The organism is Thauera aminoaromatica S2, assembly GCF_000310185.1.
GTDB classification, from domain to species: Bacteria; Pseudomonadota; Gammaproteobacteria; order Burkholderiales; family Rhodocyclaceae; genus Thauera; species Thauera aminoaromatica.
The window spans coordinates 1-21590 of sequence record NZ_AMXD01000065.1; the positions used below are offsets into that span (position 1 = coordinate 1).

The following is a 21590-nucleotide window of genomic DNA, read 5'->3' on the forward strand; positions in this document are numbered from 1 at the left end:
TGGCGGGCGCCAACTTCAGGAGCGCCGAGGGCAGCCCGCAGCGAAGCGCAGGGCCGCGAGTGCAGGCGGCGCCCGCCACTCCGGCCCTGCGGCCGCATCGGAGCAGCACGCGATCGCCCACGCCGCACGCCACACCACTCAGGAAGGGAATCGACGATGCCGGCGACCGATCGCTGCAATCGCGACTTGCGTCGCTCCCACAGAAACCACGCGCGGCCGCCCGACGGCGGGAGGACCCGCTCGCGCACGCCCCCACGCCAAGAAGACCGGCGTTCGGCGTAGAATGCCGCGCATGGAAACGCCCACGGCCAACTTCACGCACCACTTCCTGATCGCCATGCCCAACATGGTCGATCCGCACTTCGCGCGCACGCTCACCTACATCGCCGAACACAACGACCAGGGCGCGCTCGGCATCATCGTGAACAGGCCGATCGACATGACCCTGGCCAGCCTCTTCGAGCGCATCGAAGTGCCGCTCGAGGCCGAGGGCTTCGCCGCGCAGCCGGTGTATTTCGGCGGCCCGGTGCAGACCGACCGCGGCTTCGTGCTGCACCGCCCGCTCGGCGACTGGCACTCCACGCTCAAGGTCACCGACGAGATCGGCCTCACCAGCAGCCGCGACGTGCTGCAGGCCATCGGCGCCGGTGGCGAACCCAGGGACGTCATCGTCACGCTCGGCTACGCCGGCTGGGCTGCCGGCCAGCTCGAGCAGGAGCTCCTCGACAACGCCTGGCTCACCGTCCCCGCCGACCTCGAGATCGTGTTCGAGCTGCCGCCCGAGGAACGCCTGGTCGCCGCCATGCAGAAGCTCGGCATCGACTTCACCAACCTGAGCGATGTCGCCGGACATGCCTGAGGCGGCCACGGCCGCCCCGTCCCCTGCGGACACCCGCTTCCCCCGGCCCGCCCCGGACACGCTCCCCGCGCGTGGCACCGTGCTCGGTTTCGACTTCGGCCTCGCCCGCATCGGCGTCGCCAGCGGCGAACTCGAGACCGGCCTGGCCAGCGCGCTCACCACCGTGCACGCCGAGGCGAACGACGCACGCTTCGCCGCCATCGCCAGGCTCATCGCCGAATGGCGGCCGGTCGCGCTGGTGGTCGGCATTCCCACCCATCTGGACGGCCGCGAGCACGAGCTCACCGCGCGCTGCCGCCGCTTCGCCAACCAGCTCCGCGGCCGCCATGCCCTGCCCGTGTTCACCGTAGACGAGCGCCTGTCCTCGGTCGCCGCCGAGGCCGAGCTCGCCGAGGCCGGCCGCAAGGACTGGCGCGAGCGCAAGGCGGTGCTCGACGCCGCCGCCGCCCGCATCCTCCTGCAAACCTTCCTGGACACACGACGCCATGAAAGACCTTGATGCCGAAGCCCTGTGCCGGCAGCTCGCCGAGCAGATCCGCCCCCACGTCGGCCCCGCCACCGCGCTCGTCGGCATCTACACCGGCGGCCTGTGGCTGGCCGAGCGCCTGCACGCCGAGCTGGGCATCGCCCAGCCGCTGGGCGCGATCGACGTCTCCTTCTACCGCGACGACTACGCCAGCAAGGGCCTGCACGCCAGCCCGAAGAAGACCGAAATCCCCTTCGACGTGGACGGCGCGCACGTGATCCTGGTCGACGACGTGCTCTACACCGGCCGCACCACCCGCGCCGCGCTCAACGAGTTGTTCGACTTCGGCCGCCCGGCGCGGGTCGAGCTCGCCGTGCTGGTCGACCGCGGCGGGCGCGAGCTGCCGGTGGCCGCGCGCTACTGTGCCCACACCCTGGCCGCGCCGCTCGCACCCGAGCAGAACCTGGAGCTGCAACGCGACGAGGCCGGACAGTTCGGCCTCATGCTGACCCGGCGCGCCTGAGCCGGAACCTCCCGCTCTCCCTTTTCCACTTGCCCACCGCTGAATCCGAGGCACGCCCGATGCGAAACCCCCAGCTCAACCAGCACGGCGAACTGCAGCACCTGCTCACGCTAGACGGTCTGCCGCGCAACATCCTGAACGCCATCCTCGACACCGCCGCACCCTTCACCGAGGTGGCCGAGCGCGAGGTCAAGAAGCTGCCGCTGCTGCGCGGCAAGAGCGTGTTCAACCTGTTCTTCGAGAACTCCACGCGCACCCGCACCACCTTCGAGATCGCCGCCAAGCGCCTCTCGGCCGACGTGGTGAACCTCAACATCAACACCAGCTCGGCCGCCAAGGGCGAGAGCCTGCTCGACACCGTCGACAACCTGTGCGCGATGCAGGCCGACATGTTCGTCGTGCGCCACGCCGCCAGCGGCGCACCGATGCTGATCGCCCAGCACCTGCAGAACACCGGGCGCGACCACATCCACGTGGTCAACGCCGGCGACGGCCGCCATGCGCACCCGACGCAGGGCCTGCTCGACATGTACACCATCCGCCACTTCAAGAAGGACTTCACCAACCTGACGGTGGCGATCGTCGGCGACGTGCTGCACTCGCGCGTGGCGCGCAGCCAGATCGCCGCGCTGACCACGCTCGGCGTGCCCGAAGTGCGCGTCATCGGCCCCCGGACCCTGCTGCCCACCGAGGTCGAGCGCCTCGGCGTGCGCGTGTTCCACGACATGCGCGAGGGCCTGAAGGACGTGGACGTGGTGATGATGCTGCGCCTGCAGAACGAACGCATGAACGGCGCCCTGCTGCCCACGCCGCAGGAGTACTACAAGATCTGGGGCCTCACCGCCGAGAAGCTGGCGCTCGCCAGGCCCGACGCGATCGTGATGCACCCCGGCCCGATGAACCGCGGCGTGGAGATCGACTCCGCGGTGGCCGATGGCGCGCAGGCCGTCATCCTGCCCCAGGTCACCTTCGGCATCGCCGTGCGCATGGCGGTGATGAGCATGCTCGGCAGCCGCTGAGGCCGCGGACAGCACAGGAACAAGGACCCACGCATGAACATCCTGATTTCCAACGGCCGCGTCGTCGATCCGGCCAATCGCACCGACGCAGTGCAGAACGTCTATGTCGCGGGCGGCAAGATCGTCGCCCTCGGCCGTGCACCCGACGGCTTCACCGCCGAGCGCACCATCGACGCCAGCGGACTCGTCGTCGCGCCCGGCTTCATCGACCTCGCCGCGCGCCTGCGCGAACCCGGCTACGAATACCGCGCCACCCTCGAATCCGAAATGGAAGCGGCGATGGCCGGCGGCGTCACCAGCCTGGCGATCCCGCCCGACACCGACCCCGCGCTCGACGAGCCCGGCCTGGTCGAGATGCTGACCTACCGGGCCAAGAAGCTGAACCGCGCCCACATCTACCCGGTCGGCGCGCTCACCATCGGCCTCGAGGGCGAGCGCCTGTCGGAGATGGCCGAGCTGGTCGAGGCCGGCTGCGTCGCCTTCTCGCAGGCCAACGTGCCCTTGGTGGACAACACCGTGCTGATGCGCGCGCTGCAATACGCCGCCACTTTCGGCTTCCGCGTGTGGCTGCAGCCGCTGGCGCCCTTCCTGTCGCAGGTGGGCCACGCCCACGACGGCGAGGTGGCGACGCGGCTGGGCCTCTCCGGCATCCCCGTCGCCGCCGAAACGGTGGCGCTGTACACCTACCTGGAACTGGCCCGCCTCACCGGCGCCCGCCTGCACATCACCCGCCTGTCCTCCGCCGCCGGCCTCGCGCTCATCGACCAGGCGCGCGCCGAGGGCATGGACGTGAGCTGCGACGTGTCGATCAACCATGTCCACCTGTGCGACATGGACATCGGCTACTTCAACTCCAACTGCCACCTCGTCCCGCCGCTGCGCAGCCAGCGCGACCGCGAGGCGCTCGCCCGGGGCCTGGCCGAGGGCCGTATCAACGCGCTGTGCTCGGACCACACCCCGGTGGACGACGACGCCAAGCAGACGCCGTTCTCCGAATCCGAACCCGGCGCCACCGGCCTCGAGCTGCTGCTGCCGCTGACGCTGAAGTGGGCCGACCGCGCCGGGCTGGCGCTGCTGGACGGGCTGGCCCGCATCACCTCGGACGCGGCGAAGATCGTCGGCATCACCAAGGCCGGCCACCTCTCGGTGGGCGCGCGCGCCGACGTGTGCGTGTTCGACCCGGACGCGCACGTCACGATCACCCGCGAGGGGCTCCGCAGCCAGGGCAAGAACACGCCCTTCCTCGGCATGGAGCTGCCCGGCAAGGTGCGCTACACGCTGGTCGAGGGCCAGGTGATGTACGGGCTGAGCGAACAGCAGAAAGTGCAAAGCCCATGAAACGCAAGTGATCTCCGCGTATCACGCCAAATACTACGCATACGAACTGACTCGGCGCCACGACGCTGACGGAGTCAATCGCCTTTCCCAGTCGCTGTTCGATGCCAGCGTCGATCTGAATCCCCATCAGATCGACGCTGCGCTGTTCGCGCTGCGTAACCCGATCCAGCAGGGCGTATTGCTGGCCGACGAGGTTGGTCTCGGCAAAACAATCGAAGCCGCGCTGGTGCTCTGTCAGTACTGGGCAGAACGTCGCCGCGGACTGCTGGTGATCTGCCCCGCCAGTCTGCGCAAGCAATGGGCACAAGAGCTGTGGGACAAGTTCGCGTTGCGAGCGACGGTGTTCGATGCCGTCAGCCTTCGCAAGCTTCGCGCCGGGACGCCACTTTCCACCCTTGAAGGCCTCGCCGGCAAGCAGGTCGTCATCGTCTCCTACCAGTTCGCGGCCAGGCTCGAACTGGAAATGCGCGCGATTGCCTGGGACCTGATAGTGATCGACGAAGCCCACAAGCTCCGCAACGCACATCGCGCCAACAACCGCACCGGTCAGACGCTGCGACGCACCTTCGACGGTCGCAGAAAACTGCTCCTGACCGCAACACCGCTGCAAAACTCGCTGATGGAGCTTTACGGGCTCTCCACCTTGCTCGACGAGCATCTGTTCGGCGACGAAGCAGCCTTCCGCAAACAGTTCATGTCCGCGAGCAACTCGCTCACGGCTTTGCGCGATCGATTGCAGACCTTTGCCAAGCGAACGCTGCGCAAGCAGGTGCTCGAATACGTCCGTTACACCGAGCGCAGGGCGGTGACGCAGCCCTTCAATCCGACCGATGACGAGCAAGCGCTTTACGAAGCCATCTCGGATTTTCTGGCCAAAGAGGACTCCTACGCCCTGCCGCGCCGGCAGCGCCATTTGACCGCTCTGATCCTGCGCAAGCTGCTCGCATCGAGTTCGCATGCGGTCGTAGCGACACTGAAGACCATCCGCGACCGGCTGGAAAAGATGCTCGCGGGAACCGGTGGCCTCGATGACGCACTGCTCGAAAAACTGATCGAAGAGGAGGAGATCGAGGGCGACTACCTCGAGGAATCCGGCGACACGGCCGAGTGCGACGAGGCGACGATCGTCGCACCGCCAACCCTCGATCCGGCCGCAGTACGCGGCGAGATCTCCGAGATCAAAGCCTTCATCGAGGCAGCCGAGCGCATTCAGACCGATACCAAGGCACAGGCGCTGCTGACCGCGCTGCAAGTGGGCTTCGGCAAGATGGCCGCGCTAAACGCGCCACGCAAGGCCATCATCTTCACGGAATCCCGCCGCACCCAGGAGTACCTTTCCCGCTTCCTGTCCGCCAACGGGTACACAGGCAAACTCGTGTCGTTCAGCGGCACCAACACGGGCGAGGACGCGACACGCATTTACCTGGAATGGCTGAAGGCCAACAAGGGCAGCGACCGCATCACCGGATCGCCACAGGTGGATCGCCGTACCGCGCTGATCGACCACTTCCGCCGGACTGACGGCAAGGGTGCCGACATCATGATCGCCACCGAAGCCGGCGCCGAAGGCATCAACCTGCAGTTCTGCGCGCTCATCATCAATTACGACCTGCCCTGGAACCCGCAACGCATCGAGCAGCGGATCGGCCGCTGCCATCGTTACGGCCAGCGCTTCGATGTCGTGGTCATCAACTTCCTAAACACCCGCAATCAGGCCGATCAGCGCGTGCTGGAACTGCTCACCGAGAAATTCAGCCTTTTTTCGGGCGTTTTCGGCGCATCGGACGAAGTGCTCGGCCGCATCGAGAGCGGCATCGACTTCGAGCGCCGCATCCTGCAGATCTACGAAATCTGCCGCCAGCCGGAAGACATCGAGGCGGCCTTCGCCGCCCTGCAGGCGGAACTGGAAGAAGACATCGACAACCGCATGCGCGAGACACGCGCGCAGTTGATCGAGCACTTCGACGAGGACGTGCACGACCGCCTGAGGCTGCGACTGGACGAAGCCGAAGCCCGGCTGGACAAGATCGGCCGCTGGTTCTGGGGGGTGACACGCCATGTCCTCGAACGCACTGCGCAGTGCGGGACACGCTTCGAGGAAGCCCACTACGCCTTCTCGCTCAAATGCTCGCCGATCCCCGATGCGCCGGCCGGGCGCTATCAGTTGGTGCGCGGCGGCAAGCAGGCCGACATGCTTGCACACGCCTACCGCCTCAATCATCCCCTGGGCGAATGGGTGCTCGAGCAGGCAAGGAACGCCGAAACCCCGCTGGCCGAGCTGATTTTCGACTACGCCAGCAATCCAACGCGGATTTCAGTGATCGACCGACTACGTGGCAAGCGCGGCTGGCTCACGCTCGAGCACTTGACCGTGACGAGCTTCGACGCCACCGAGTCCTTGCTGTTCTCGGCCATGCTCGACGATGGACAGACGCTTGATCAGGAAACCTGCGAGAAGCTCTTTTCCGTCCAGGCCGTCGGCAAGCCGGCACATGTCGGCGATAATCCGCCGCAACGGCTGGCGGCAAACGCCGCACGTCTGACCCAGGCGCGCATCGCCGAACTGCTGGAGTCGAATCAGCGACTCTTCAACGAAGAGCGCGAAAAGCTCGAAAAATGGGCCGACGACAAGCTGCTTGCGGCCGAGGAAGGCCTGCACGACACCAAGGCGCGCATCGCGCAGTTGAAGCGCGACGCGCGCAAGGCGGCCACACTCGAAGCGCAATCCGCCGTCCTGAACGATCTGCGCGAGCTGGAGCGCCGGCAACGACGACAACGGCAGGACATCTTCGCCGTCGAGGACGAGATCACCGCGCGCCGCGACGCCCTGATCGAGCAGCTTGAACGACGCCTCCAGCAGAACACCGAATCCCGAACCCTCTTCACCCTGCGCTTCAGGGTGGTTTGATCATTACGAGAAGCTTCATGCCCGCCGAAACCAAGACCAACGAAAAGAAGCAGCGCCTGCTGGGCTTGCTGCGGGAAATGTTCCAGCTCGACCAGCCCGATCTGGATTTCGGTCTCTACCGCATCATGCATGCCAAGCGCGACCAGCTCGAAACCTTCCTCGAAACGGAGTTCGACCAACTGATCGACAAGGTATTTGCCGATCGAGGCGCGCGCCATGAAGAAGACGCCCGACGGGAATACGAAGCCGCACGCCAGCAGGCAGCCGAGTTCGGCGCCCCTGACCCCGATGCCGCACCCAAGGTGCAGCAGGCACGCGCGCGCTACGACGTCATCCGCCTGAGCGGCGGCGAGAACGCCGAGATCTACGACCACCTCCATCGCTTCTTCTCGCGCTACTACGACCAGGGCGACTTCATGTCCCTGCGCCGCTACGGCAAAGGCGCGGCCGGCGGAGCGGAAACCTATGCCGTGCCTTACGACGGCGCAGAGGTCGTGTTGCACTGGGCGAACAAGGACCAGTACTACATCAAGACGACGGAGAACTTCGCCGCCTTCAGCTTCGACCCGCGCAAGGCCTTGCACAAGGACGAGCGCGGCGTCAGCCGCAGCCTTTTCGATGACGCCGACACGGGCGGAGCCGCGCTCAAGGTGCATTTCCGCGTCGTCGACGCCGCGGAGGGTGCTCACAACAACGTCAAGGCCAGCGACAAGGACGAGCGTTACTTCATACTCGACGCCGCCGAACCGCTGGCGTGGGAAGGCAGCGAACTGGTCGTCCGCATCAACTACCGCAGCGATCCGGCCAAGCCTCCCAAGGGCCAGAAACAGAAATGGCAGGCGACCCGCAACGAGCAACTCGTGCAAACCGTGCTCGACGCGCTGAAAGGTTTGAACGGCAGCGGCAACGCGCTGGCCGGCGAATACTTCGAGGTCCTGGCGCGCGAAGTCGGCAAGGGCAAGGACAAGACGCAGCCCCTGCTCGCGCGGTATATCGGCCAGTACACCGCCACCAACACCATGGACTACTTCATCCACAAGGACCTCGGCGGCTTCCTGCGGCGCGAGCTGGATTTCTACCTGAAGAACGAAGTCCTCAAGCTCGACGACTTCGTCGGCGGTGAAGATGCCGACGTGCAGGCCGGTCTGAGCGACGCCCGCATGAAGGCCATGAAGGAGGCGTTGGAGAAGGCGCAGGCCATCCGCATCCTCTCGCTGCGCCTGATCGACTTCCTCGCCCAGCTCGAGGACTTCCAGAAGAAACTCTGGCTGAAGAAGAAGTTCGTCGTCGAGACGCACTACTGCATCACGCTGGATCGCATCCCGGAGAAGTTCTACCCTGAGATCGCGGCCAATGAGCGGCAGCGCGAGGAATGGGTGAGGCTGTTCGCGATTGATGAGATCAAGGGAGATATGGCCACACCGAAATATTCGGTGCCACTGACGGTTGAGTTTCTCAAGACCAATCATTTTCTGGTTCTTGACAGCGTCCTTTATCCGGAAAATTTTCGGCAAAGGCTTCTGGCTGAATTTGAAGACCTCGATGAGCAATGCGGTGGATTAGCGGTTCATTCAGAAAACTTTCAAGCACTCCAACTAACAAGACGAAAATTAAGTGGACAGGTTCGATGCATCTACATCGACCCACCCTACAACACTGGACAGGATGGATTTCTTTACAAGGATGCTTTTTCTAGCTCGAGTTGGGCTAGCATGATCTCTGATCGCTTGCGACTCGCACGAGTACATCTCTCCGAAAAGGGGGTGCTATTTGCTAGCATTAATGAGATTGAGCGCTTTGGTCTTGAATGGCAGCTTTCTCAAACTTTTGGCCATGAAAATCGTATCGAAGAGGTTGTATGGGTTAGGGACACGGTTAGCAACAACTCGCCAACCTATTCGACAGCGCATGAGTATGTTGAGGTTTTCGCGGCGAATCTGAAGGCTGTCGAGAGCGATAAGCAGATGTTTCGGGATGTGAAGCCGGGCTATTTCGAAGTGATGGAGCTTGTGGAATCGCTGCAAGCCACATATCCGCCCATTCATTACATCGAGGATCGCCTCAAGGATCTGTATCAAAGCCATAAGATTGAACACATTTCCGAGGCCATGTCCCGCGGCCAATCCAAAGAGGACGCCATTAAAAGCGACCCATGGAAAGGGCTCTATCCATACAAATACGCTGAATATCGTGATAACAACGGCAATTTTGTTGATGAAGAAATAGCCGCGGAAAGAAAATGCAGAATTTGGGTATGGCGGGAAGTTGAGCCCTCCATGCCATCTGGCAAGCAATCTGAAACAATTAAGGACCCTTCTTCTGAAAACTTTCGTTTTTACCAGCCCTTACATCCCACAACGAAGAGACCTTGCCAGTTCCCTAAAAGAGGATGGGCATTCCCTCGAAGGGCCATAGGAAGCCGTCCGTCGTATGAAGCATATTTTCGGGATCAACGGATAGCATTCAAGGACGATGAGCAATCGATCCCTCAGCTCAAGTATTTTTTGCATGAAGTAAGCAGCGTTGTTGCTACATCTGTAATACGTCAATACCCGGACGGAGAGCCAAGACTGGAGTCTTTGTTCGGAGAAAAAGGCCTCATAAACAATCCAAAGCCCCCCGGACTAATTGAGACTTTTATTAAGCAAACAACAGAGCCAAAAGACTATATTCTAGATTTTTTTGGTGGATCTGGCACAACTGGACAAGCGGTCATAGACTTAAACCGAAAAGAAAGAACTGACCGTAAATTCATCGTAGTCGAGATGGGTGGACACTTTAATAGCGTATTGCTGCCACGTATTAAAAAGGCAATATTCTCGCAAGACTGGGAAGAGGGAAAACCGAAGTCTAACAATGGGATTTCTTGCACTTTCAAATATATTCGACTCGAATCCTATGAGGACTGCCTCAACAACCTCGCGTTAAATCCCTATATCGAGACGGCCGCTAAAATTAAGGACCCAGCCATGCAGCGCGACTACCTGCTGCGTTACATGCTCGAGGTCGAAACACACGGTAGCCAGAGCCTGCTCAACGTCGCCCAGTTCCGCGACCCGACGGCGTGTCGACTGGAAATCAAGAAGCCCGGCTCCGACGAGCGCGAGCAGCGCAATGTCGACCTGGTCGAGACCTTCAACTGGCTGATCGGCCTTCACGTCGACAAGCTGCACGCCGGCCGGCGCTTCACGGCGAGCTTCGTGCGCAAGCCCGATCCGCTGCTGCCACAGGATGCGCATACCCGCCTGCAGGCCACGGCACTGACCGAGGCGGAGGATGGCGCATGGTGGTTCCGCCCCGTGGAGGGCTACGTGCGCACCCGGCCGGGTGACGACCTGCACCGCCAGAGCGTGCTGGTGCTGTGGCGCACGCTCACCGACGACCCCGAACAGGACGCGGCGGTGCTCGAAGCCTTCCTGTCGCAGAAGATGAAGTGGAACCCGACGCGGCGCGAGGACAAGACGCTGTACGACCTCATCTACATCAACGGCACGCACAACCTGCCGAATCTGGGCAAGTACGGCGAGGTGCGCCTGCTCGAAGAAGAATTCCACCGCCGGATGTGGGCCGGAGAGGAGAGCTGACATGTCGCTGCTCAACAAGCTGACCGTCGATGGGTTCAAATCCATCGAGAGCTGCGAACTGGAACTGCAGCGCCTCAATGTCGTGATCGGCCCGAACGGTGCCGGCAAGTCGAACCTGATCGGCGTCTTTCGCTTTCTGAATTCCGTGCTGTCGAAGCAGTTGCAGCTCTACGTTGGCGAACATGGCGGGCCGGACCGTCTATTGCACCACGGCGAGAAAACCACGCCGAAAATGTCCTTCCGTTTCGACTTCGGGAGCAACGCGTACAGCTTCTGCCTGAAACCGGCGGTCGGCGACACGATGGTCTTCGACTGGGAGACGATCTTTTTCCACGATGTGCGCTACCCGCGCCCATGGAGTCTGCAGATCGGCGCAGGACACAAGGAAACGGCCCTGCATGACGCGGCCAGCACGGCAGGACAAGGTCAGCGCGTCGCCGAGCACGTGTTGCAGGGCGTGCAGGGCTGGGTGGTCTATCACTTCCACGACACATCAAGTTCGGCCCCGGCGAAGAAGACGCAGGACATCGACGACAACCGGGCCTTCCGCCCCGATGCGGCCAACCTCGCTGCCTTCCTGTACTGGATGAAGCTGACACATCCGACCGAGTACCGACACGTCGTCGAGCATGTGCAGTTGGTCGCGCCGTTTTTCGACGACTTCACGCTCGAGCCGTCGCGCACCAACCCGAACAAGATCAAGCTGGAATGGAGGCAGAAGGGCTCGGACGCCTATTTCGACGGTTTTTCGCTGTCGGATGGCACGCTCAGGTTCATCTGCCTCGCCGTGCTGCTGCTGCAGCCGTCTCTGCCGTCGCTGATCCTGCTCGATGAGCCGGAGCTTGGCCTGCACCCCTTCGCCATCACGATCCTGTCCGAGATGATCGAGGCCGCAGCCAGGCGCAGCCAGGTGATCCTGGCGACGCAGTCGGTCACGCTGCTCAACCAGTTCTCGCCCGAGGCAATCATCATCGCCGACAACGATGGCCTGCGTACCCATTTCCGCCGCCTGGCGGAGCAGGACTTGTCGAGCTGGATGAACGACTACAGCGTGGGCGACCTGTGGGAAAAGAACATCATCGGAGGCCGCCCCTGATGTCGCGTCTGCTGATTCTGGTGGAGGGCCAGTCCGAGGAGGTGTTCGCCAAGCGCACGCTGGTTCCACACCTCGCCGCCTTTGGCGTCTATGGCAGCGTCACTGTGTTGCGGACCAAGCGGATCATGAGCGGTGGCGCGTTTCGGGGCGGGGTGACGAGCTATGCCAAGATCCGGCAGAACCTCCTGGAACTGCTGGGCGACAGGAACGCCCGCGTGACTACCTTGCTGGATTTCTATGGACTGCCGGAGGACTTCCCCGGGCGTGCAGCCGTCCTGGCGACACCCGGTTTAACGGCGCACGACAAGGCCATTCGCCTGCAACAAGCGTTCGCGGACGACATCGACCAGCCCCGCTTCCTTCCCTTTCTTGCCCTGCACGAATTCGAGGCCTGGCTGTTCAGCAAACCGGAAACCGTCGCCGAACATTTCGGCAACCCGGCACTGGCGCCCGCACTGGCGGCCATCGTGCAACAGGCAGGAACACCGGAGGAAATCAACAACGATCCGGCGACGCACCCATCCGCACGCATCGAGCGCCTGATCCCGAGCTTCAAGAAGACTTCTGACGGCCCCACCATCCTTCACAAGACGACGCTTGCCACCGTACGCTCAGCCTGCCCGCACTTCGGTGAGTGGCTCGCAAGGCTTGAAGGTCTGGGCGAGCCAACAGGAAACCTGCCCGCTGTCGCTTGACCGGAATACGTAATCACATGGCCATCACCAAGAAGAACGCCAGCACAGTCGGCACGGGGAAGAAGGCGAAAGGCTCGGCAAAAACAGCCGATCCCTTTGTTTTCAAGCTGGTGCTCAATGCCTGGATGATCGAACAGTTCGGCGTCGATCCGCTGGCGGAGCACAAGGACGCCGACGGGCGCAGCATCCCGCCGATCCGGCGTCTGGCCCATACGATCATCGACGAAGACAAGGAAGGCTTGCACGAGGATGGGCGCCACCGCTTCTTCCGCGAGCTGAATGCCAACTGGCCGGCGTCGGCGAAGCTGTCGGCGGCCGAGCTTGCGGCCTATGAAGACAACATCCTCGCGCACACGAAGACCCTGAACGACCGCCGGCAGGCCGGCGGCGAGCGCCGCATCGTGTGGAAGTATTTCCAGTGGCTGTCGCTGATCTTCACCGAACGCTACCTCGATCTTTTCTTCCACCAGCCTGCACAACTGCTCGACTCGCTCAACGAATTCCTTCTGCGCTTCAACGCGTGGCGAACGGCGGCGAGGCTACCGACGACGGTGGAGCCCTTCACGGTCGCCGACCTCAACCGCCTGTGTTTCCAGAACGCGACCGGCAGCGGCAAGACGTTCGTGATGCACGCCAACGTTCTCCAGTTCCGGCATTACGCGAAGTTGTCGAACCGAGAGAACGAGTTCTCGCGCTCGGTACTGATCACTCCGAACGAATCGCTGACCGAGCAGCATCTGCGGGAACTGGGGCAGAACGGAATTGCCTCACAGCGCTTTCGCTCGGACCTGCTCGGCTCACCAGACCTTGGGCGAGTGGACGTCATCGAGATCACCAAGCTGGGCGAAGTCCGGCGCGAGAACACGGTGGCGGTCTCCGAGTTCGGCGACAACAACCTGCTGTTGGTCGATGAGGGCCACCGCGGGCTGGGAAGCGAAGAGGAGAGCGGTTGGCTGAAACGGCGTGAGGCGATTGCGGCGCGCGGTTTCGTCTTCGAGTATTCCGCCACGTTCGCACAAGCTGTCGCAGCGGCTGGCAGCGAGTCGATCACCCAGACCTACGCGAAGAGCGTGCTATTCGATTACTCGTACCGCTACTTCTACGAGGACGGCTTCGGCAAGGACTACAGCATCCTCAACCTGGCGAAGGAAGGCGCCGACACGCGCCGATACCTGACCGCCTGCCTGCTGGCCTACTTCCAGCAGTTGCGCCTGTACGACCGCGATGCGCTGGCCTTGCGCCCCTTCAACCTGGAGAAGCCGCTGTGGGTCTTTGTCGGCGGAAGCGTCAGCAAACCGGGCGGTGCGAACCAGGACGAGAAGGCGGCGATCGCTGACGTGGCAAAGATCGTCCTGTTCCTCGGCGAGTTTCTGGCCGACCCTGCGACCAGCAAGAAAGACATCCAGCTCTTGTTGACACAGTCCGGCGCGGCCAATGGCATGGTCGACGCAGAGGGCAACGACATTTTCGCCAACTGCTTCCCCGTTTTGCAGAGCATGCTCGGCGCTGGCGGGACGGTGGACGAGATCTACGGCTCGATCCTTGGCGAGGTCTTTCAGGCGCGCTCAGGTGGCATTCTTCGTATCACGCGCATCAAGGGCGATAGCGGCGAGATCCACCTGCGCGTGGGCCATGCCGAGTGGCCATTCGGGCTGATCAATGTCGGCGACTCCAAGGGGCTGGCGCACCACATTGGCGAGCGGATTCCGGCCGAAAAGGTCGAGATTGCCAGTAGCGAGTTCGATGACCGACCGTTGTTTTCGGGTGCGTCCGACAGCCAGTCGCCCGTGAACATCCTCATTGGCGCGAAGAAATTCATCGAGGGTTGGGATTGTTGGCGAGTTTCCACCCTCGGGCTGATGCATGTCGGCAAGTCGGAAGGATCGCAGATCATCCAGTTGTTCGGCCGCGGTGTGCGCCTGAAAGGCTTCGACTGGAGCCTCAAACGCAGCAGCCGCTGCACCCGCATCAATGTCCCGAGGCCTGCCAACATTCATTGGCTGGAGACCTTGCAAGTGTTCGGCATCGAGGCCGAGTTCATGCAGCGCTTCCGCGATTACCTCGCAGCAGAAGGGCTGCCCGGCAACGAGCGTCAGGAAGTGATCGAGATGCCGATGCACACGACACGGAACTTCGGCACCCGGCTGAAGGTACTTCGCCCGAAGCGGAAGAAGGACAACGGCAAGGAGTACAACTACAAGCTCGACGCGCCGCTGCCCATTCTCAGACTGCCGCTGCCCGCCAAGGTTGTAGCACGACAGATCGAGCTCGACTGGTATCCGCGAATAGAAGCCCTTGCGGTCGGCATAGCGAATGTTTCCGAAGCGACGGCAAAACAGACGCAACTGTTCAAGAGCCACCAACTCGCCCTGATCGACTGGGACGCGGTGTTTTTCGAGCTGGAAGCGTTCAAGCGCGTGCGCGGGTTCGAAAACCTGCTGATCCACCGCGACGATCTGCCGAGGCTTTTCGCTGACGGCCACAGTGCATGGTACCGCCTCCATGCGCCCGACACGCTCATGCAGCCTCGCGCATGGGCAGACGTACGGCAATGGCAGTTGATCGTCACGACCTTGCTCAAACGACTGATGGAGGCGTTTTTCAATCACCAGGTCGATGCCTTCTTCGAACAGCGGCTCGAATACCGCGAACTCACCGCGGCCGACGATAACCTGCCCAAGCCGGACGATCACTGGAAAATCATGGTCGATGCCGACGAGTCGACGCTGATCGCCGATTTGAAACAACTCGCAGTCGACGTCGAAACGCTAGCGCGATCGATCAAGGACTCCAGCGCTGCGACGCCCTTGCACGACAAATCGCGGCCGGGAGGTTTGCCTCCCGACGCTCTGCTGGGTGGCATCCATCTCTATTCGCCACTGTTGCACATGCCTGACGGCGCCGGACCGACGACGCGCATCAGGATCAGTCCGGTTGCCCTGAAAGACAGCGAGTTCGACTTCGTCAAGGATCTGCACGCCTACCTTCTCGAAAACCAATCCGCGTTTGCGGGAAAGGAGTTCTTCCTGCTACGCAACAAGGCACGCGGGGGGGGGATCGGCTTCTTCGAGGCAGGCAGCTTTTATCCGGATTTCATTTTATGGATCCTCGACGGCGACAGACAGCAGATCGTCTTCATCGAACCACACGGCCTGATCCACGAAGGAATCGCCAGTCCCAAAGTGCAATTCTGCAAGGTCATCAAGGACATCGAGAAACGACTGGGCGATGACAAGGTCAGCCTTTCGAGCTTCATCGTCTCTCCGACTCAGTTCGGCTCACTGCAAAGGAATTTCGGCTTCCGCAGCCTGGAGGAGTTTCTCGAGGTCAATATCCTCTTCATGAAGAACGATTCGGGATACGTGGGTCGACTGCTTGAAAAGGCATGCTTGCATTGACGTGAATTCACCGTTCTTGCCAAGTCGGAAACGGCAGATGAGAGCATCACCATGGACCCGGCCGTCCACAAGACACGGTCACACACCTACGCCGACTACCTGACGTGGCCGGGCGACGTGCGCCACGAACTGATCGACGGCGTCGCCTACGCGATATCGCCTGCACCCGACGCCATCACCTGCACGATGGCGCCGGCCCTGCTGCGCGCCCATCAAGAAATCCTCGGCGTGGTGTTCCTGAAAACGGCCAACGCGCTTGAAGGCAAACCCTGCCGCCCCTTCATCGCCCCCTTTGACGTCCGCCTGCGGCACGGCAGCGAAGCCGATGGCGAGGTGGACACCGTGATGCAGCCCGAACTGGTGGTGGTGTGCTATCGGAGCAAGCTCGACGAGCGCGGCTGCCGGAGCGCACCCGACTGGGTGGTGGAGGTGCTCTCGCCCTCGACCGCCGGCCACGACCTGATCCTCAAGCGCCAGCTCTACGAGCGCGTTGGCGTGCGCGAATACTGGCTGTTGCACCCGGTGGACCTCGTCGTCACCGTGTATCGCCTGCAGGACGGCGCCTTAGGCGCGCCAGACATCTGCGAGCTGAAGGAGACACTCGCCGTCGGCATGCTGCCCGGGGTGGTCCTCGACTGGGAGCGCGCGCTGCAGAACGTAGGCTGAACGCCCGCCGCACTCAGCCCCCGAGATCTCGACGCCCGGCGCTCAGCCCCCGAACAGCAGCGGCGCGAAACCGTTGCGCGCGCCGGCGAGCACCATCAGCACGATCTGCAGCACCAGCAGCAGCACCAGCGGCGACAGGTCGACGTTGGCGATGCTCGGGATCACGCGCCGGAAGGGGCGCAGGAAGGGTGCGGCGATCGAGTGCAGCAGCGGCGCCAGCGGCGCGTGCGGGCTCACCCAGGACAGCACCGCCGAGCCCAGCACCACCGCGAACACCAGGTAGATCATCATGCGCAGCAGCTCGATCAGGCCCACCCCCCACAGGCCGGCGAGCACGGCGGCGGTGTTGCCGCTGAAGGCCGCGCCGCGCAGGCTGAGCTCGAACATCACCAGCAGTACCTGAAGCAGCCAGGCCGGGAGCAGGCTCGCCATGTCGAGGCCGAACAGGCCGGGGATGAAGCGGCGCAGCGGGCGCACGATCCAGTCGGTGGTGCTGACCACGAACTGGCCGAGCTGGTTGCGGAAGGAGATGCGCTGCCACTGCATGAAGAAGCGCGCGAGCAGCATCAGCGTGAGGAAGCTGGCGGCGACGTCGATCACCAGCAGGAGGATGTTGGCGAGCATGGTTCAGTCCTTGCCGAGTTCGGCGCCGAGCTCGCGCCCGCGCGCTTCGGCCGCCTGCACCGCGGCGACGAGTTCGTCGTGCCAGCCGGCCGCCGCCAGGCTGGCGAGCGCGGCCTCGGTGGTGCCGCCCTTGGAGGTGACCTTCTGGCGCAGCACGGCGGGGGCGTCTTCCGAGCCCGCCGCCAGCCTCCCCGCGCCGAGCACGGTGTCGATCGCCAGCCGGCGCGCACCGGCCTCGTCGAAGCCGAGGCTGCGCCCGGCGGATTCGAGCGCCTCGATGAAGTGGAAGACGTAGGCCGGGCCGCTGCCCGAGATCGCGGTGACCGCGTCCATCTGCGCCTCGTCGTCGGCCCACACCGTGCTGCCGACCGCGCCCAGGATGCGCCCGGCGGTCTCGCGGCCGGCGGCGTCCACCGAAGGGTCGGCGTACAGGCCGGTGACGCCGGCGCCGATCAGCGCCGGTGTGTTGGGCATGCAGCGCACCAGGCGGGCATGGGGCGCACCCGGCGCACCCAGCCAGCGCCCGAGGTCGGCCAGGCGCAGGCCGGCGGCGATGCTGATGACGAGCTGGCCGCACAGGCGCCCGGCGATCGGTGCCAGCGCAGCCTTCATCTGCTGCGGCTTGACCGCGAGCACGAGCACGTCGCAGGCGAGCGCCGCGTCGTCGAAGGACTCGACCGCACGCACGCCGAAGCGCTGCGCGAGCGCGCCGCGTGCCGCCTCGCCGAGCTCTACGACCTGGAGGTCGGCGGCGGCGAAGCCGCGCTCGAGCATGCCGCCGATGAGGGCGGTGGCCATGTTGCCGCCGCCGAGGAAGGTGATCTTCATGGATGGACCTGCTGGTTGGGGCCGGAGCACACGCGGACGCGCGTCAGGCCGTAGGGGTCGGGGTCGGCGCGGTTCGGGCACGCTCGCCGAAGATCGCCGTGCCCACGCGCACGATGCTCGCGCCCTCGGCGATCGCCGGCTCGAGGTCGTGCGACATGCCCATCGACAAGGTGTCGAGCGCGAGTCCGGCGGCGCGCAGCTCGTCGTAGAGCCCGCGCAGCACGGCGAAGCGCGCGCGCAGCACGGCCTCGTCCGCGCTCGGTTCGGGGATGCACATGAGGCCGCGCAGGCGCAGCCGCGGCAGGGCGGCGACCGCGTGCGCGAGCGCGCCGGCCTCGTCCGGCGCCACGCCGCTCTTGCTGTCCTCGCCGCTGACATTGACCTGGATGCATACGTCGAGCGGCGGCAGATGCACGTCGCGCTGCGCCGACAGGCGCTCGGCGATCTTCAGGCGGTCGATGCCATGCACCCAGTCGAAGGCGTTCGCCACCGGGCGCGTCTTGTTGCTCTGCAGCGGGCCGATGAAATGCCATTCGAGCCCGAGCGCGCGCAGCGCCTCGACCTTGTCCACGCCTTCCTGCACGTAGTTCTCGCCGAAGGCACGCTGCCCGGCGGCGGCGGCCTCGCGCACCGCCTCCGCCGGCCAGGTCTTGCTCACCGCGAGCAGCTTCACGTCCGCAGGGTCGCGCCCGGCATGTCGTGCGGCGGCGGCGATGCGGGCGCGCACCGCGTCGAGGCGTGCAGCGATCGTCGTCATGGTCCGTGGCCTATTTCCTGGGATTTCGGGGCGGCAAAAGTATAGCATCGCTCCATCGCCCACCCCGAGGCCGACCCCGAGCGCCGCCCGCGCAGGCGGCCGTGTCGCCATTTGCGCCGGAATACCATGGACATCACCGAACTGCTCGCCTTCGCGGTCAAGAACAAGGCCTCCGACCTCCACCTCTCCGCCGGCCTGCCGCCGATGATCCGCGTGCACGGCGACGTGCGCCGGATCAACCTGCCGCCGCTCGAGCACAAGGAGGTGCATGCCATGGTGTACGACATCATGAACGACGCGCAGCGCAAGCAGCTCGAGGAGACCTGGGAGTGCGACTTCTCCTTCGCCGTGCCCAACCTCGCGCGCTTCCGCGTCAACGCCTTCCAGCAGAACCGCGGCGCAGGCGCGGTGTTCCGCACCATTCCGAGCAAGGTGCTGACCCTGGAGGAGCTCAACTGCCCGAAGATCTTCAAGGAGATCGCCCACCAGCCGCGCGGCATCGTGCTGGTGACCGGGCCGACCGGCTCGGGCAAGTCCACCACGCTGGCGGCGATGCTCGACTACGTGAACGAAAACGAGTACGGCCACATCCTCACCGTGGAGGACCCGATCGAGTTCGTGCACGAATCCAAGCGCTGCCTGGTGAACCAGCGCGAGGTGCACCGCGACACCATGTCCTTCAACAACGCGCTGCGCGCTGCGCTGCGCGAGGACCCCGACGTGATCCTGGTGGGCGAGATGCGCGACCTCGAGACCATCCGCCTCGCCCTCACCGCCGCCGAGACCGGCCACCTGGTGTTCGGCACCCTGCACACCTCATCCGCGGCCAAGACCATCGACCGGATCGTCGACGTCTTCCCCGCGGCCGAGAAGGACATGGTGCGCTCGATGCTTTCGGAATCCCTGCGCGCAGTGATCTCGCAGACCCTGCTCAAGACCAAGGACGGCCAGGGCCGGGTCGCGGCGCACGAGATCATGATCGGCACCCCGGCGATCCGCAACCTCATCCGCGAGAACAAGATCGCGCAGATGTATTCCTCGATCCAGACCGGCCAGAATATCGGCATGCAGACCCTCGACCAGTGCCTCGTCGACCTGGTCCGGCGCAACGTCGTGTCGGCCGCGGAAGCACGCGTGAAGGCGCAGAACAAGGACAGCTTCGCCGCCTGAGCGGCATCCACCCGCCCGTCCCGGGCAGGAGCACGCAGACCATGGAACGCGACCAGGCCCTCAAGTTCATGCACGACCTGCTGCGGCTGATGCTGCAGAAGAACGGCTCGGACCTCTTCATCACCGCCGGCTTCCCGCCTGCGATCAAGGTCGACGGCCGCATCGTGCCGCAGTCGAACCAGATCCTGCAGCCGCAGCACACCACCGAGCTGGCGCGCGCGATCATGAACGACCGCCAGGCCGCCGACTTCGAGACCCACAAGGAGTGCAACTTCGGCATCTCGCCGGCGGGCATCGGCCGCTTCCGCGCCAATGCCTTCGTGCAGCAGGGCCGCGTCGCCCTGGTGCTGCGCACCATCCCGCAGAAGATCCCCAATTTCAAGGAGCTCGGCCTGCCGCCGGTGCTCACCGAGATCGCGCTCGCCAAGCGCGGGCTGGTGATCTTCGTCGGCGGCACCGGCACCGGCAAGACCACCTCGCTCGCATCCCTGGTCGATTACCGCAACGAGAACACCTACGGCCACATCATCACCATCGAGGACCCGATCGAGTTCGTGCACCAGCACAAGAACTGCATCGTGTCCCAGCGCGAGATCGGCATCGACACCGAGTCCTGGATGTCTGCGCTCAAGAACACCCTGCGCCAGGCGCCCGACGTGATCCTGATGGGCGAGATCCGCGACCGCGAGACCATGGACTACGCGATCGCCTTCGCCGAGACCGGCCACCTGTGCCTGGCCACCCTTCACGCCAACAGCGCCAACCAGGCGATCGACCGCATCATCAATTTCTTCCCGGAAGACCGCCGCCAGCAGCTGCTGATGGACCTGTCGCTGAACCTGCGCGCGATGGTCTCGCAGCGCCTGCTGCCGATGAAGGACCGCAAGGGCCGCGTACCGGCGGTGGAGGTGATGCTCAACTCGCCGCTGATCGCCGACCTGGTCTTCAAGGGCAACGTGCCCGAGATCAAGGACGTGATGAAGCGCTCGCGCGAGCTCGGCATGCAGACCTTCGACCAGTCGCTGTTCCAGCTCTACGAGGACGACCTGATCGGCTACGAGGACGCGCTGCGCAACGCCGACTCGGTGAACGACCTGCGCCTGCAGATCAAGCTCAACAGCCGCCACGGCGACCCCCTCGCGGCCGGCGGCGGCATCCAGAACCTCGGCATCCTGTAGGGCGGGACGCCGCGCGCGTTGTTACTCCTGCGGACGCGGCGTGCGCTCGCGGTTGCTGCCGGCCACCATGCGGTACTCGAACAGGCGACATTCGAGCGCGCCGTTGAAGAGCGGCGTGCGCCGGCTCGCCTTCAAGCCGATGCGCTTGGGCAGCTCGGGGTCGGCGCTGAATAGATAGCAGCGCCAGCCGCCCCAGCGCTGCTTGAGCGCGTCGCCCAGGCGGGGATAGAAGGCGAGGAGTTCCTCCGCCTCGCCGATACGCACCCCGTAGGGCGGATTCGCCACCATCACCCCCGCGGCGGCCGGCGGCGTGCGCTCGAGAACGTCGGCGCGGTCCAGGCGCACGCAGTCGGCCAGCCCGGCCGCGTCGAGGTTCATGCGGCTGCGCCGCACCCACTCGCCGACCACGTCCGAGCCGAAGATCGGCAGCACGCGCGCCGGCTTGCGGCGCTGCTCGGCGGCGCGGCGCAGCGCCGCCCAG

The 21590-nt window shown here is 64.2% G+C and carries 16 protein-coding genes and 1 pseudogene; 13 read left to right on the forward strand and 4 right to left on the reverse strand.

Going from position 1 to position 21590, the window contains the following annotated elements:
• Positions 1-283 precede the first annotated feature (283 nt).
• Genes C665_RS11160 through C665_RS11210 form a run of 11 tightly spaced genes read left to right on the forward strand, consistent with a single transcriptional unit; the run spans position 284 to position 16552 of the window.
• Positions 284-859, forward strand: coding sequence for a YqgE/AlgH family protein (locus C665_RS11160; protein ID WP_004309680.1), 576 nt, complete (start codon positions 284-286; stop codon positions 857-859).
• Entirely contained in the window at positions 852-1358 is a 507-nt protein-coding gene (ruvX, locus tag C665_RS11165) for a Holliday junction resolvase RuvX (RefSeq protein ID WP_040829071.1), read from the forward strand. The genes C665_RS11160 and ruvX overlap by 8 nt, the downstream gene beginning before the upstream one ends.
• Positions 1345-1848, forward strand: coding sequence for a bifunctional pyr operon transcriptional regulator/uracil phosphoribosyltransferase PyrR (gene pyrR, locus C665_RS11170; protein WP_004309682.1), 504 nt, complete (start codon positions 1345-1347; stop codon positions 1846-1848). The genes ruvX and pyrR overlap by 14 nt, the downstream gene beginning before the upstream one ends.
• Before the next feature lie 59 nt (positions 1849-1907).
• On the forward strand, positions 1908-2867 hold the full coding sequence (locus tag C665_RS11175; RefSeq protein WP_004309683.1) for an aspartate carbamoyltransferase catalytic subunit: 960 nt from the start codon (positions 1908-1910) through the stop codon (positions 2865-2867).
• A 33-nt stretch (positions 2868-2900) separates the two neighbouring features.
• Positions 2901-4205, forward strand: a complete 1305-nt coding sequence (locus tag C665_RS11180) for a dihydroorotase (RefSeq protein ID WP_004309684.1) — start codon at positions 2901-2903, stop codon at positions 4203-4205.
• Between the two features lie 7 nt (positions 4206-4212).
• On the forward strand, positions 4213-7113 hold the full coding sequence (locus C665_RS11185; protein WP_004309685.1) for an SNF2-related protein: 2901 nt from the start codon (positions 4213-4215) through the stop codon (positions 7111-7113).
• A 17-nt stretch (positions 7114-7130) separates the two neighbouring features.
• The gene (locus C665_RS11190) at positions 7131-10697 is read left to right on the forward strand and encodes a DNA methyltransferase (RefSeq protein ID WP_004309686.1); all 3567 of its coding nucleotides are present in this window, start codon (positions 7131-7133) and stop codon (positions 10695-10697) included.
• A 1-nt stretch (position 10698) separates the two neighbouring features.
• Positions 10699-11793: an AAA family ATPase gene (locus C665_RS11195; protein WP_004309687.1), complete on the forward strand. Its 1095-nt coding sequence runs from the start codon at positions 10699-10701 to the stop codon at positions 11791-11793.
• Complete coding sequence (locus C665_RS11200; RefSeq protein WP_004309688.1) at positions 11793-12488, forward strand: DUF4276 family protein; 696 nt, start codon at positions 11793-11795, stop codon at positions 12486-12488. Before C665_RS11195 ends, C665_RS11200 begins: the two co-directional genes overlap by 1 nt.
• 17 nt (positions 12489-12505) lie before the next feature.
• Positions 12506-15886 carry a DEAD/DEAH box helicase family protein gene (locus C665_RS11205; protein WP_004309689.1) on the forward strand — a complete coding sequence of 1127 codons (3381 nt, stop codon included), beginning with the start codon at positions 12506-12508 and terminating at the stop codon, positions 15884-15886.
• A 51-nt stretch (positions 15887-15937) separates the two neighbouring features.
• The gene (locus C665_RS11210; protein ID WP_004309691.1) at positions 15938-16552 is read left to right on the forward strand and encodes a Uma2 family endonuclease; all 615 of its coding nucleotides are present in this window, start codon (positions 15938-15940) and stop codon (positions 16550-16552) included.
• A 42-nt stretch (positions 16553-16594) separates the two neighbouring features.
• On the opposite strand, the gene C665_RS11215 is transcribed toward C665_RS11210, so the two are convergent.
• From C665_RS11215 to C665_RS11225, 3 genes are read right to left on the reverse strand one after another with little or no spacing between them, the layout of a single operon-like run.
• The gene (locus C665_RS11215) at positions 16595-17176 is read right to left on the reverse strand and encodes a YggT family protein (protein WP_004309692.1); all 582 of its coding nucleotides are present in this window, start codon (positions 17174-17176) and stop codon (positions 16595-16597) included.
• Between the two features lie 3 nt (positions 17177-17179).
• Positions 17180-18004 (reverse strand): pyrroline-5-carboxylate reductase, encoded by an 825-nt coding sequence (gene proC / locus C665_RS11220; RefSeq protein WP_004309693.1) that lies wholly within the window; start codon positions 18002-18004, stop codon positions 17180-17182.
• A 43-nt stretch (positions 18005-18047) separates the two neighbouring features.
• Positions 18048-18761 (reverse strand): YggS family pyridoxal phosphate-dependent enzyme, encoded by a 714-nt coding sequence (locus C665_RS11225; protein WP_004309694.1) that lies wholly within the window; start codon positions 18759-18761, stop codon positions 18048-18050.
• A gap of 126 nt (positions 18762-18887) precedes the next feature.
• On the opposite strand from C665_RS11225, the gene C665_RS11230 reads away from it, so the two are divergent.
• Together C665_RS11230 and C665_RS11235 are read left to right on the forward strand one after the other, a co-directional pair.
• Positions 18888-19931: a type IV pilus twitching motility protein PilT gene (locus C665_RS11230; RefSeq protein ID WP_004309695.1), complete on the forward strand. Its 1044-nt coding sequence runs from the start codon at positions 18888-18890 to the stop codon at positions 19929-19931.
• Positions 19932-19972: 41 nt separating this feature from the next.
• The gene (locus C665_RS11235) at positions 19973-21109 is read left to right on the forward strand and encodes a PilT/PilU family type 4a pilus ATPase (RefSeq protein WP_004309696.1); all 1137 of its coding nucleotides are present in this window, start codon (positions 19973-19975) and stop codon (positions 21107-21109) included.
• 21 nt (positions 21110-21130) lie between these two features.
• On the opposite strand, the pseudogene C665_RS11240 reads toward C665_RS11235, so the two are convergent.
• Positions 21131-21590: pseudogene (locus tag C665_RS11240) on the reverse strand (class I SAM-dependent RNA methyltransferase); the annotation flags it as partial.